This window comes from Paraeggerthella sp. LCP19S3_G8, from assembly GCF_052119225.1.
Taxonomy (GTDB): domain Bacteria; phylum Actinomycetota; class Coriobacteriia; order Coriobacteriales; family Eggerthellaceae; genus Paraeggerthella; species Paraeggerthella hominis.
This window is the reverse complement of record NZ_JBQKFQ010000009.1, coordinates 113577-125616: the sequence shown is the minus strand read 5'-3', so window position 1 is coordinate 125616 and position 12040 is coordinate 113577. Positions and strand designations below refer to the sequence as shown.

Here is a 12040-nt window from a genome sequence, read left to right as displayed (position 1 = left end):
CACCACGGGGGGGGGGGGGGCCCGAGGTGTGTTTGCGCCCCCCCCCAATTCCCGGAGCCGACCGCGAACGAGCGAGGTGACGGGTGCCGCCGTCCCGTTGCGCGGGCGCGCAACGGGACGTTCGGGTGCTCGACGCCGAGGTCGAGCACCCGAACGCACGAATGCGGGAGGTTGCGCGGCTGCTCCGTAGCCCTGCGGCCGTGCTCGGGCGCTACAGGTTTGCCAGATCGATCTGCTTGAATTCGCACCCTTCGGCGGCAAGGTCGCTCGAAAGCCTGGCTCCCAAGAAGAACTCCGTGATCTCGTCGAGCTTTTGCGTGGGATCGATGTCGGCGAACTGCGCGGGGTAGACGGTTGCTCCTACTTGGTAGCAGTTTGCCAAGGCCAGCTCGATGTTGGTGGCGTAGAAGCGATAGGCGATGAGCGTGCTCACCTTGCCGTCCTGCACCGCCTTGAGCGCGGAGAAGTAGGAGGGATTGGCTTCGTAGTCCTCTTTCACGAGCGGCAGGTTCCCGCTTTCGACGAACACGTAGTCGGGCTGTGCGCTGGAGATGGCTTCGAGGTCGATGTCGAAAGCTCCGCTCGCGCCGTTCACATCGGCGACGTTTTTCACGTTGGTCGCCTGGAAGGGCGGGAAGTTCGCTTCCGTTCCCGCGAAGCCGTGCCCGCCGCGGAAGCTGATGCCGGCTGCGTACGCCGTTTTGACCTGGTCGGCGGGAAGGTTGGCCGTGCGCTTCTCGAGGTCTGCGCGCGTGTCCTCCATGTAGCGGACGATGTCCGCCGCGCGCTCCTGCTTGCCAACGATGCCTCCAACCAGGTTGACGTTGTCGTAGAACGCCTGGTCGAACACCACGTTGCTCAAGGTCAGGCATACTACGGGAACGCCGGTCCTTTCTTGGAGGGCGTCGGCGGCGTCTTTGTCGATCGAGGCGAACACGACATCGGGCGCCGCTTGCATGATGGCTTCCTCGTTCGGGGTGGTTCCCTTCGACCCTCCGTCGCCGATGACGGGCAGGTTCTTGAACGTTTCGTGGTTGACGTGGCGATAGCTGCAGGTGACGTTGTCCTTCAGCTCGGACTGCTCCACGCCGACCACCTTGTCTGCGGCGTTCAGATACGAGATCAGCCGCAGCGAGCTCGATCCGATGCCTATGAGGCGTTGCGCTTCGGCAGGGACTTCGACGCTGCGACCGAGCATGTCGGTAACCGTGACGGTTTGCGAAGTTGCCGGGGGATCCTGCTGTGCGCTCTCGGTTTGTCCGGCGCCGCATCCTCCTAGGCATAGGATGCTGATCGCGGCGGCCAGCAGCACCGCGGCGATCAGCCGAAGCCGTTTCGTCGTTTTCAGTTGGGGCATGTTGATTCCTTTCGTTTAGGCCTCCCTCTTGCGCGATGGTAACACGGAATAGAAATTCGTAACATCATATTAATACTAAATCGGAATTCGTAACACCAAGAAGAGCGAGCGGTTGCGGGCGTTGCGCTGCTCATGCGTGCTCGACGTTTGCCTCGGGCAACTTTCTGTGCCCCAAGGCGCCCGTTTCGCGGTACCATGGTTGCGAGCAAAAGACGAGAGACGGCGGCTCGGCGGGGGATTCGCCGCAGCCGCGCAAGGAGACGCATTGGGCACCCTGAACAACCTGCCCATTGGGAAGGCCGCCACGGTGGTGGGGGTTGGCGGCGAAGGATCGCTTCGCCAGCACTTCCTGGACATGGGCATTATTCCGCAAGTCGACATCGCCATGGTGAAGCATGCTCCCATGGGCGATCCCGTGGAGGTGCGCGTCCACGGCTACGAGCTGACGCTGCGTTTGGACGATGCGCAGAAGATCGAGATCGACGATGTGCGCGAAGCCAGCGAACCTCGCCGGGAGCCGCTTGCGCGGCGCCCCTTGCCTCACCCGGGTTTGGGCGAGGGCGGGAAGTTCCACGACAAGGCCGCCGAAAGCCCGCTGCCCGAAGGAACGCCGCTCACCTTCGCTCTCGTGGGAAACCAAAACTGCGGCAAAACAACCCTGTTCAATCAGCTGACCGGCGCGAACCAGCACGTGGGCAACTTCCCTGGGGTGACGGTCGACCGCAAGGACGGCGTGGTCAAGGGGCATCCCGAGGCGTTGGTAACGGATCTTCCGGGCATCTACTCGATGTCGCCCCACTCGAGCGAAGAGGTGGTTACCAGGCGGTTTTTGCTGGAGGATCGTCCGCGCGGCATCATCAACATCGTGGACGCCACCAATATCGAGCGCAACCTGTACCTGACCATGCAGCTGCTCGAGCTGGACATACCCATGGTGCTGGCCCTTAACATGATGGACGAGATGGAGGGCAACGGCGGCACTGTCCTGGTGAACGAGATGGAAGAGCTGCTGGGCATTCCAGTGGTTCCCATTTCGGCGTCCAAGAACGCGGGCATCGAGGAGCTGGTGGAGCACGCGCTGCATGTGGCGCGTTTCCAGGAGCCGCCTGTTCGCCAGGACTTCTGCGCGGCTGACGAGCATGGCGGCGCCGTGCACCGCTGCCTGCACGGCATCATGGCGCTGATCGACGACCATGCCGAGCGCGCGGGCATTCCGCCGCGGTTCGCCGCCAGCAAGCTGGCGGAGGGCGACGCGCTTGTTTTGGAGAAGCTGCATTTGGATCAAAACGAGAAGGACATGCTCGACCACATCGTGGCCCAAATGGAGGCTGAACGCGGTCTCGACCGCGCGGCGGCTATCGCCGACATGCGTTTTTGCTTCATCGGGCGCGTGTGCGAAGACACGGTGGTCAGGCCGCACGAGAGCCGCGAGCATGCGCGCAGCATGCTTGTCGATCGCGTGCTGACCGGCACCTATACGGCCATACCCGCCTTCGCGGCCATCATGGCGCTTGTGTTCTGGCTTACGTTCGACGTGGTGGGCGCCTGGCTTTCGGAGGTTCTGGACGCCGGCATCGGGTGGCTTACCGACGTGACCGCCGCCGCGCTGACTGCCGCCCAGGTGAACGAGGGGCTGCGATCGCTTGTCATCGACGGCGTGTTCAACGGGGTGGGAAGCGTGCTCAGCTTCCTGCCGATTATCGTCACGCTGTTCTTCTTCCTGTCGCTTCTTGAAGATTCCGGCTACATGGCGCGCGTGGCGTTCGTCATGGACAAGCTGTTGCGCAAGATAGGCCTGTCGGGGCGCAGCATCGTGCCCATGCTGATCGGATTCGGGTGCACGGTTCCGGCCGTGATGGCGTCGCGCACGCTGCCGTCCGAACGGGATCGCAAGATGACCATCCTGCTCACTCCGTATATGAGCTGTTCGGCTAAGCTGCCCATTTACGCGTTCTTCACGGCGGCGTTCTTCCCGACGAGCGGGGCCTTGGTGATGGTGGGCCTGTATTTCGGCGGCATTGCGGTGGGCGTGCTGGTGGCGCTGGCGTTGCGCCGCACGTTGTTCTCGGGCGAGGCCGTGCCGTTCGTCATGGAGCTGCCGAACTACCGCATGCCCAGCGCGCGCAGCGTCGGTCAGCTGCTGTGGGAGAAGGCGAAGGATTTCCTGGAGCGCGCCTTCACGGTCATTTTCGTGGCGACCATCGTCATCTGGTTCTTGCAGACGTTCGACTTCGGCTTGAACATGGTGGCGAGCTCCGAGGACAGCATGCTGGCCGTGGTGGCCGGCTGGATCGCCCCGGTGTTCGCGCCGCTCGGATTCGGGGATTGGCGGATTTCGACGGCGCTCGTCACCGGCTTCATGGCCAAGGAAAGCGTCGTGTCCACGCTGTCCATCCTGTTCGGCAACACGGTGAGCCTGGTTGCCGTCATGAGCTCCGTGGCCGCGTTGGCTTTGCTGGTGTTCTGCCTGCTGTACACGCCGTGCGTGGCGGCGGTGGCGGCGGTGAAGCGCGAACTGGGCGGGAAGTGGGCGCTCGGCGTGGTGTTCGGCCAGTTGGCGGTGGCGTGGGTTGCCGCGTTCGTCGTGCACGGCGTGGGAACGCTTGCGGTGGACGCCGGAGAGAACGCGTGGACGCTGGCGGTGGGCGCGCTGGTGGCGGTGCTCGTCGTGCTGGCTTTGGCGCGCATGCGCTCGCGCCGCGCGAAGGGAAGCGGATGCGGGTTGTCGTGCGATGGCTGCGAAGGCTGCGCGCAGGTGCCGGTGCCGCGCGCGGCTGACGGGGACGGCGGGTCGTTCGGATCCGAGCCTGCGCGCGCCGATGCGCAGCGTGACGATCGGGCGCGAAGGCGCTAGAGCTTCAACGAAGGTGAAACGGGCGGCATCGAGGCTGCCCGCCGCCCTGCCGCGTCGAGCCGTTCGCGCGGGCGGCCATGCGAACGCGTGCTTGGGAATACGGGAGGATTGACTGCTGATGGTCGAGATGGACGGTGCGGCGTTGGGCTGCATTCTCGTGGTGGAGGACGACCCCGACATCAACGCGCTGCTGGGCACCGTCATGACGCGGGCCGGCTATCGCGCGGTGCATGCGTATTCGGGCACCGAGGCGCGGCTTCATCTGGAGCGCGAAGCGTTCGACCTGGTTTTGCTGGACATGATGCTGCCGGGCATGGACGGCCCGGAGCTGATCGCGTTCATGCGCGCCGACCGGAGGCTGAAGACGCCCGTCATCGTAGTGTCGGCAAAGGCGGGGCTGTCCGACAAGGTGGACATGCTGGCCCAGGGCGCCGACGACTACCTGGTGAAGCCGTTTCAGCCCGAAGAACTGGTCGCGCGCGTGCAGGCCGTGCTGCGGCGCGCGGGCGCCGCGTTGCCAGCAGAGCGCGAGGAGTCGTACTCGTTCAAGAACCTGCGCCTCGATGCGGCTACGCGCCGGGTGTTTCTCGGTGGCGAGGAGGTGGCGCTGACCGCGCACGAGTTCGATATTCTGCACGTGCTTATGCAGGCGCCCGACAAGGTGTTTTCGCGCGAGCTGCTGTACGAGCTGGTATGGAAGAGCGGCTACTACGGCGAGGACAACACGGTCAACGTGCACGTGAGCAACATCCGCAAGAAACTTGCCGCCGTCGAGCCGGATGAAGAGTACGTCAAAACCGTTTGGGGCATCGGTTTCAAGCTGTCGTGAGCCTTTCGGGGGTCCGGACGGGGCTGGTGGGATTGACGGAGGCGAACGCCTCAATTTGCCACGGAGGTTTCCAGGTTCTGTCAAAACGGACGAGTTTTGCGGGGATTTTTCGCCTCTTGCAGGCAGGTTGCCAAGGGGCGTTTTTCATCATGCCTGTTCAGAGGCTTGCGCGTTGCATTTATCCTGACTTGAGGATCAGCAAAACTCGTTCGTTTTGACAGAACCTCGATGAAGAGGGTGTGGCGAAGCGACGACGGGAACAGGATGTGACGGGACGAGTGCGTGGTTCGTCGGGCTCGGGCGGCTCGGCGGGTTCGACGGCGCGTCGGCCTCCTGCCGAAAGCTCGACGTGCGATCGCATCTTTATTCTTTCTTTATCCTTTCTTGAGGACTTATTTCACGTCGGGGCGGTAAGGTTCTCTCGTGCGATGGCGAACCGAGATCGACGAGGTCCGCCCATTGCGAAGCGACGATGAGGAAAGGCAAGCGGAAACCATGGAATCGGTTATCGAGACAAGAGGGCTGACGAAGCGCTACGGCGACGTTCGCGCGCTCGAGGATGTGAGCGTCATCGTGCGCCGCGGCGAGGTGTTCGGCCTGGTGGGAGACAACGGAGCCGGTAAATCGACTCTGTTCAAGCTGCTGTGCGGCCTTGCGTTTCCCACCGAGGGCGAACTGCGCCTGCTCGGCGCGAGCGCGCCGCGCAACCTTGAGCGGCAGCGGGCGCGCATCGGGGTCGTCATCGAGCAGCCCGGCTTCTATCCGGCCTTGAGCGTGGAGAAGAACCTGGAATGCTGCCGCATCCGCAGGGGCGTTCCCGGCAGGGACGCGGTTTCGCGCGTGCTCGACACCGTGGGGCTGTCGTACGCGAAGGACCGTGCGTGCCGCGACCTGTCGATGGGCATGAAACAGCGGCTGGGCCTGGCCATGGCGTTGCTGGGGGAGCCGGAGGTGCTTATTTTGGACGAGCCGACGAACGGGCTCGATCCCAGCGGCATCGTCGAGATGCGCGTTCTTCTGCAAAGGCTCAATCGGGAAAAGGGCATCACCGTGGTGGTGTCGAGCCATCATCTGGCCGAGCTTGAGCAGATGGCCACGGTCTACGCGTTTTTGAGCAAGGGCCGGCTTTTGGAGCAGGTGGGCGCCGAGGAGCTTCGTGTGCGCTGCGCCGACTGCATAGACATCGCCGTGTCGGACACCCCGCGCTACGCGGTTCTTTTGGAAACCGAGCTGCACCACGACCGCTACCAGGTTCTTCCTGACTCCACGGTTCGCATTCTCGATCCGCAGCACGGCATCGAGGCGTTCAGCGCGCTGGCGAGCGCGCACGGCATGGGCGTTTCCAAGCTGGAACGTCGAAAGATGTCGCTTGAGCAGTACTATCTGGAAATGAAGGAGCGGGGGGCAACATGCTGCTGAACTATATGAAAAGCGAGTGGTACCGCATTGCGCGGAGCAAGGAAGGATACCTGCTCGTGGGCGTTTTGTGCGCGATCGTGCTGGCTGCGAACGTGCTTCTGGCCGTCATGGCCGGCACGCCCGACTTCCCGTACGCCACCGCGCGTTTTTCACTCAGCAACGTGATCATGTCGCTGGGGGCGTTGTTTCTCATGGCCGGGCTGCTGGTTTGGCTGTTGTTCGGCGACGATCGCAAGAACGGCACGCTCAAAAACGAGATAGCCCAAGGGCTTGCGCGGCGCGACCTGTTCGCAGGTAAGTGCCTGGTGTCGATTGCGTGGGGCTTGATGGGGCTGGCGGTCATCCTGATCGTGTACGTTGGCAGCGCGGCGCTGCTTCTGGAAGGCCCCGTTTTAGAACCTGCGACGCACCTGGTCAAAGGCGTGCTCTCGGCTTTGCCGTTCACGGTGGCGTGCGTGGTGCTGGCAGTTGCCGCGTGCATCGTCTCGCCGAAGCCCGCCAACGCGTTTATGATATGGTTGACCGTCGTGTGCCTGGTTCCCATGGCGCTCGACGCGGTGGGCCGCGTGGTCGAGCCGGTGGCCGTGCTTGCCAGCTGGATGCCGTACAACTTCTTCGCGAACGAGGTGCTCATCAACATGAGCGGCGCGGCGGAGTTCTTATGGGATACGCCGCAAGGCTTGGCGAAGTGCCTGATCTCCGGGTTCGCGGGCATCGCGGCGTTCTCGGCGGCGGGCTTGTGGCGCATTGGAAAAACGGAACTGTAGCGGAAGGGGGAGGGCATGCCGAACGGGGCGTTCGCTATCTCGCTGCTGCTCGCGCTGGGCGCGGCGGCATGGTTCGGCATGCGCTGCTTCGCGCTCAAGCGGTCGCTGCGTCGCGCCGATCGCGAGCTGCGCGATATCGTGGAGCATCTGGAGGACAACCGCATCGTGAAGATGCCGTGTCCCGACCGCGACCTGGAAGCCTTCCTGCGCACCGTGAACCGCGCGCTTGACGGCATCCGCCGCCAGTCGGTGCTCTACGCGCGTCGCGAGGTTCAGCTGAAAGAGCAGATCGAGCGTATAAGCCACGACTTGCGCACGCCGCTCACTTCGATCCAGGGCTACTTGGCGCTTGTCGATGCGGGACCTTTGAGCGAAGAGGATCGCGCGGCGCTTGCCACGGTCGAGCGCAAGGCGGAATCGCTGCAGCGCCTGATCGCGCAATTCTACGAGCTTTCGCGCGTGCGCGGCGAGGGGTTTTCCCTGGAGCTTGCAAAGGTGGACGCGGCAAGGCTGCTGCGCGAATCGATCGCGGGACAGTACCGGTTGCTGGAGAGGCGGGGGACGAGCGTGCGCGCGTCCATCCCGGACGGCCCGCTTTTCGCGCGCGCGAACGCCGATGCCGTGGAGCGCGTGTTCGCGAACCTGGTGCACAATGCCGGCAAGTACGCGGCAAGCTGCTTTGTCGTGGACGCGGCGTACGCGCGCGAAGGATCGGCGCCGTGCGGCGGCTGGGTGACGGTGTCGTTTGCCAACGATGCCGAAGGCATCGACGAGCACCAGGTTGCGCGCTTGTTCGAGCCGTTTTACACGGTCGACTCCGCCCGATCCCAGGAAAGCTCCGGATTGGGGCTTTCGATCGCGCGTCACCTGGTGGAGCGTATGGGCGGCGCGCTTGATGCGCGCGTCGAAGCGCGGGACGCGTCGACGTGGATCGTGTTCGAGGCTAGATTGCCCGCTTGTCCAAGCGATTCTCGGTAGACGCTCGGGGTGGCGCCGTAAATGCGCGCGAACAGCTCGGCCAGCCGTTCGGGACGATAGCCCACGGTTGCGGCAGCTTGCGCGACGGACGCGCCGCTCGAGGCGAGCAGTTCGGCCGCGCGTGCGCACCGTTTTCGCTGACGGTATTCGACGATGGTGCACCCGTAGGCTTGCTTGAATGCTCGACGCAGCTTCGTTTGCCCCATGCACGCGATGCGCGTCAGTTCAAGGGCGCTGACGGGATCGGCCAGCCGTTCGTCGAGGCGTTTCCGAACGCGTTCGATCGCGCGGGCGTCTTCGCGCGAAAGCGCGCTTGCGAACGGGCTTCTTGCTTCGTCGATGCCCGACCGCGCGGCTAGGCTGCGCGACTTGTCCACCACAAGGGCCACCGCCTCCTCCACCTTGCTTCGATAGAACAGCCGTGCCGATGCCCCCGTGCCGCGGTACGCTTCGATTTGCTTCATCAGCACGATCATCTCGGAAAAATCGGTCAGTCCGTCAATGCTTGCGAACGCATCTTCGGCGGAAAAGGACTCTCCGCGGTATATCGCGCCCAGGTAGCGTTCGTAAAAGGGCGGCGTCAGCATGATGCCCACGCTGTGCAGAAGCTGGCCTGCTTTGTGGGAGGAGTTCCAGGAGCATCCTTTGGTGGCGTGCCCCTCCAAGTACGGGGCTTTTACGACGAGCCCCGTGTCCTGCCTGACGTACGATCCTGCTTGCAGGTAGCTCACCGACACGAGTCGCGGATGAAGGCAGTGCTGCTGAAAATCTCGGCGAAATCTCATCGAGGTAACCGATACGGCGAAATCCCGATTCGCGTACACCCAATAGTAGCCGGATGCCTGGTCTTCGGGCGCGTAAAAGAAGCGCCCTTCGCGCAGCGGCGTAGCGTGCCCGTCGGCGCTCGTGTGCGGAACTTCGCGCATGTTCAGGTCGCGTACGCAGGGCAGCACGATGTCTTGCATGATATTGAACGTAGAGCCTTCCTGTCGATTCAACGCGACCTCCTTGCGATTCGACGCGTTTGCTCTCTTGCGCTTGCGCGTTGCTTGCATGACTCATAAGTTAGATAAAGTTAACATAAAAGGAGGAACGTGCGGCATCGCATGCCGTCGTTCGCAATAGTCACACGTTCCGAAGGAGACGCCATGACTCGTCAGCAAGAAAAGCGCGCCGTTATGCTTGAGCAATCGCCCGGAAGGCTGATGGCGTCGTTGAGCCTTCCGGGCATCGTCGGCATGCTCGTCATAGGCTTGTACACGTTCGTCGATGCCATATACGCCGGTCAGCTTATCGGCGTGGACGCCATGGGCGCCGTTTCGGTGGCGTATCCGTTCACGTTCGTCAGCTCTGGCCTGGCGGCCATGATCGGCATGGGGTCGGCTTCGGTGCTCTCTCGCGCCATCGGCGCGTGCGACCAGCGAACCATCGAAAAGGTCATGGGAAACCTTGTGGTTGCTAGCGTGGGATTTTCACTGGTCATCACGGTGATCGGCGTCGTGTTCACGCGGCCGTTGCTGATGCTGACGGGCGTTGAGGGCCCGATGCTCGACATGGCCGTGTCCTACCTGCGCATTCTTTTCATGGGAAGCCTGTTCGTCAACTTCGCGCAAAGCTCGAACATGGTCATGCGCGGCGAAGGCGAGCTTGTTCGCGCTATGGCCATCATGGGCGGCGGTGCGGTTCTGAACATGGTGTTGGCTCCGTTGTTCATCCTTGCCTTGCGCGATCAAGGGCTGGGCATCGAAGGAGCGGGCATTGCCACCGTGCTTTCCCAGGTTGTTCTGGGAGGGGTCATGCTGTGGTGGTTCGTCAAGCGCGAGAAAACGGCGCGTATCGGACGGTTGGCCATTGATCGAGACGTTATGTCCGAAGTTCTGAAGGTGGGCGTGTCGGCTTTTCTCATGCAGGTGCTGACGCTGGTTCAGCAGGCCGTCGTGTACCGAGCCGCAGCTGAATGGGGCGGACCTGAATGGCAGGTGCTTTTTGGCGCCGCCATGCGCATCCAGGCGTTCGCCTTCATTCCCCTATGGGGCATGAGCAACGGCTACCAGCCGGCGGTTGGAACGAACTTCGGCGCGGGAAGGTACGACCGCGTGCGCAAGGTGACGGCGGCTTTCTGTTTGGGATCGACGGGCTTGGCCTTGGTGTTCTGGGTTCCCGCCATGCTGGCTCCGCACGCGGCGCTTTCGCTTTTCATTACCGACCCGGCCATCGTGGCCATGGGCGCACAGGATTTCCGCATCCTGTTCTTCCCGTACGTTGCCATGGGGGCTATGGTCATGGGCATTACGCTGCTGCAGGCCGTTGGGCAGGGAGGCAAGGCGACCGTCCTTGCGCTGGCGCGCCCCATCCTTCTGTTCATTCCGCTGGTGCTGGCCGTTCCCCGCATTGCCGGTCTGGGCATTCACGGCGTGTGGCTGGCCTGCATGCTGACCGACTCCCTGTTGGCGGTGGCCACGGTCATCGTGATGGTCTCGACGCTTCGCCGGATAGGATCGGGCGCTCGGTCTGCTGGCGCATGCGAGGCGTCGCCTGATAACGAGGGTCTTGCGCAAGCGTAGGGCCTTGCGGGACGGACGGGTCGGGCGGGACGCGAGGCGTTGCGAGCGCCTCGCGCCGCTCGGCTCGGCTCGGACTCCGCTCGGCTCGCCCGCCCTTCGTTTGCGAGCGAGCGGCGGGCGCGCTAGCGTGAAGCGGCGTTGACGGCGGCCACGGCTCCGTCAGCTACGGCGGTGGCCACCTGCCGCACCTGCTTCACGCGAATGTCGCCGGCGACGTACACGCCGGGCAGCGCGGTTTCCATGCGCTCGTTCGTGGGGATGTACCCGTCTTGCAGCACCAGCTGGTCCGCGTAGAGCTGGGTGTTGGGGGCGCAGCCCGCGTATACGAACACTCCGCAGCCGGGATCTTCGATTGTGCGCGTGCTGCCGTCTGCGAGCGATACGAGGTCGATCGCCTCCACGCGGTCGGCGCCGTGCAGGGCACCGACGGCCGTGAAAGGGATCACTTCGATCGCGGGGGTTGCTGCCACCTTGCGGCGGAATTCGTCGACGCAGGCAAGTTCGCGCTCCACGCACACGATGCGAACGCGATGCGCGAAGCGCGCGAGGAACAGCGCTTCTTTGACCGCTCCGTCCGCGCCTCCGATGACGTAGGCGCTCTTTCCGCGATAGGCGGCCCCGTCGCGCGCGGCGTTGAGTCCGCAGCCCTTTCCCGTCAGCTCGACTTCGCCGGGCACGTCCAAGACGCGCGGCGTGCCGCCGTTTGCCAGCACGATGCGCGGCGCGCGGTAGACGTCCGTGCCGGTGCTGATCGTTTTGATCTCGTCGGCAAGCGCAACGCGTCGAACCTGCTGGTACGCGATGTCGACGCCCGCCGCGATCGCCTGGTCTTGCAGCCTCCGCGCGAACGCGGCGCCGGATTCCGCTTCGGGCATTCCGGCGTAATGGGTGACGGTCGATACGCTTCCGATGATGCCGCCCACCGACTCCCGCTCCAGCACAAGCGTCTTGAGGCCGCGGCTGACTGCGTAAATGCCGGCGCTGATGCCCGCTGGTCCCGCTCCTACGATGACGATGTCGTAATCGTGCATGATGATGCCTCCTTCGCATGGCGTTTCGTCCATTGTAGGCGCGCGTGCTTCCGGGGTGCCCGCACCTTTGCTTATCTGCCTATAACGATGCGTTATGGATGCGGTCGGGGTGCGGTGGCTGCTTCGCAGGCGCTTGGCTCGCAAGTCCCTGCCGATCCGCGGGCGGCGCTTGTCGCGTCGGCAGCGCCCGGAAAAGCGGCCCGCACGTCTGCTTTTCGCGCAGGCGGCGCAGGTTAGCCGC

Annotated in this window: 9 protein-coding genes; 6 read left to right on the top strand and 3 right to left on the bottom strand. The window is 63.8% G+C overall.

The window, feature by feature from the left end; translation table 11 throughout:
• Positions 1-211: 211 nt before the first annotated feature.
• Positions 212-1357, bottom strand: coding sequence for an ABC transporter substrate-binding protein (locus ACTQZK_RS10610; RefSeq protein WP_216529995.1), 1146 nt, complete (start codon positions 1355-1357; stop codon positions 212-214).
• Positions 1358-1622: 265 nt separating this feature from the next.
• Here ACTQZK_RS10610 and feoB point away from each other — a divergent pair, with 265 nt between their 5' ends.
• The 5 genes from feoB (at position 1623) to ACTQZK_RS10585 (ending at position 8204) form a co-directional block, all read left to right on the top strand.
• A complete protein-coding gene (gene feoB / locus ACTQZK_RS10605) occupies positions 1623-4211 on the top strand; it encodes a ferrous iron transport protein B (RefSeq protein WP_441899626.1) in 2589 nt (862 codons plus the stop codon).
• A 118-nt stretch (positions 4212-4329) separates the two neighbouring features.
• Positions 4330-5040, top strand: a complete 711-nt coding sequence (locus ACTQZK_RS10600; protein WP_231088208.1) for a response regulator transcription factor — start codon at positions 4330-4332, stop codon at positions 5038-5040.
• A gap of 495 nt (positions 5041-5535) precedes the next feature.
• Entirely contained in the window at positions 5536-6459 is a 924-nt protein-coding gene (locus ACTQZK_RS10595) for an ABC transporter ATP-binding protein (RefSeq protein ID WP_216529993.1), read from the top strand.
• Positions 6450-7226, top strand: coding sequence for an ABC transporter permease (locus ACTQZK_RS10590; protein ID WP_114566832.1), 777 nt, complete (start codon positions 6450-6452; stop codon positions 7224-7226). Before ACTQZK_RS10595 ends, ACTQZK_RS10590 begins: the two co-directional genes overlap by 10 nt.
• 15 nt (positions 7227-7241) lie before the next feature.
• The gene (locus ACTQZK_RS10585; protein WP_216529992.1) at positions 7242-8204 is read left to right on the top strand and encodes a sensor histidine kinase; all 963 of its coding nucleotides are present in this window, start codon (positions 7242-7244) and stop codon (positions 8202-8204) included.
• Here ACTQZK_RS10585 and ACTQZK_RS10580 read toward each other — a convergent pair.
• The gene (locus ACTQZK_RS10580; RefSeq protein ID WP_231088209.1) at positions 8090-9202 is read right to left on the bottom strand and encodes a helix-turn-helix domain-containing protein; all 1113 of its coding nucleotides are present in this window, start codon (positions 9200-9202) and stop codon (positions 8090-8092) included. The genes ACTQZK_RS10585 and ACTQZK_RS10580 overlap by 115 nt on opposite strands.
• Positions 9203-9352: 150 nt before the next feature.
• On the opposite strand from ACTQZK_RS10580, the gene ACTQZK_RS10575 reads away from it, so the two are divergent.
• Positions 9353-10768, top strand: coding sequence for an MATE family efflux transporter (locus ACTQZK_RS10575; RefSeq protein ID WP_441899625.1), 1416 nt, complete (start codon positions 9353-9355; stop codon positions 10766-10768).
• Between the two features lie 122 nt (positions 10769-10890).
• Here ACTQZK_RS10575 and ACTQZK_RS10570 read toward each other — a convergent pair whose 3' ends face one another.
• Positions 10891-11799: an NAD(P)/FAD-dependent oxidoreductase gene (locus tag ACTQZK_RS10570; RefSeq protein WP_441899624.1), complete on the bottom strand. Its 909-nt coding sequence runs from the start codon at positions 11797-11799 to the stop codon at positions 10891-10893.
• Positions 11800-12040: the final 241 nt, after the last annotated feature.

Coding starts and splice junctions, on each gene's coding strand:
- ACTQZK_RS10610 (WP_216529995.1), bottom strand. CDS start 1,357: ATGCCCCAACTGAAAACGACGAAACGGCTTCGGCTGATCGCCGCGGTG.
- ACTQZK_RS10600 (WP_231088208.1), top strand. CDS start 4,330: ATGGTCGAGATGGACGGTGCGGCGTTGGGCTGCATTCTCGTGGTGGAG.
- ACTQZK_RS10595 (WP_216529993.1), top strand. CDS start 5,536: ATGGAATCGGTTATCGAGACAAGAGGGCTGACGAAGCGCTACGGCGAC.
- ACTQZK_RS10590 (WP_114566832.1), top strand. CDS start 6,450: ATGCTGCTGAACTATATGAAAAGCGAGTGGTACCGCATTGCGCGGAGC.
- ACTQZK_RS10585 (WP_216529992.1), top strand. CDS start 7,242: ATGCCGAACGGGGCGTTCGCTATCTCGCTGCTGCTCGCGCTGGGCGCG.
- ACTQZK_RS10575 (WP_441899625.1), top strand. CDS start 9,353: ATGACTCGTCAGCAAGAAAAGCGCGCCGTTATGCTTGAGCAATCGCCC.
- ACTQZK_RS10570 (WP_441899624.1), bottom strand. CDS start 11,799: ATGCACGATTACGACATCGTCATCGTAGGAGCGGGACCAGCGGGCATC.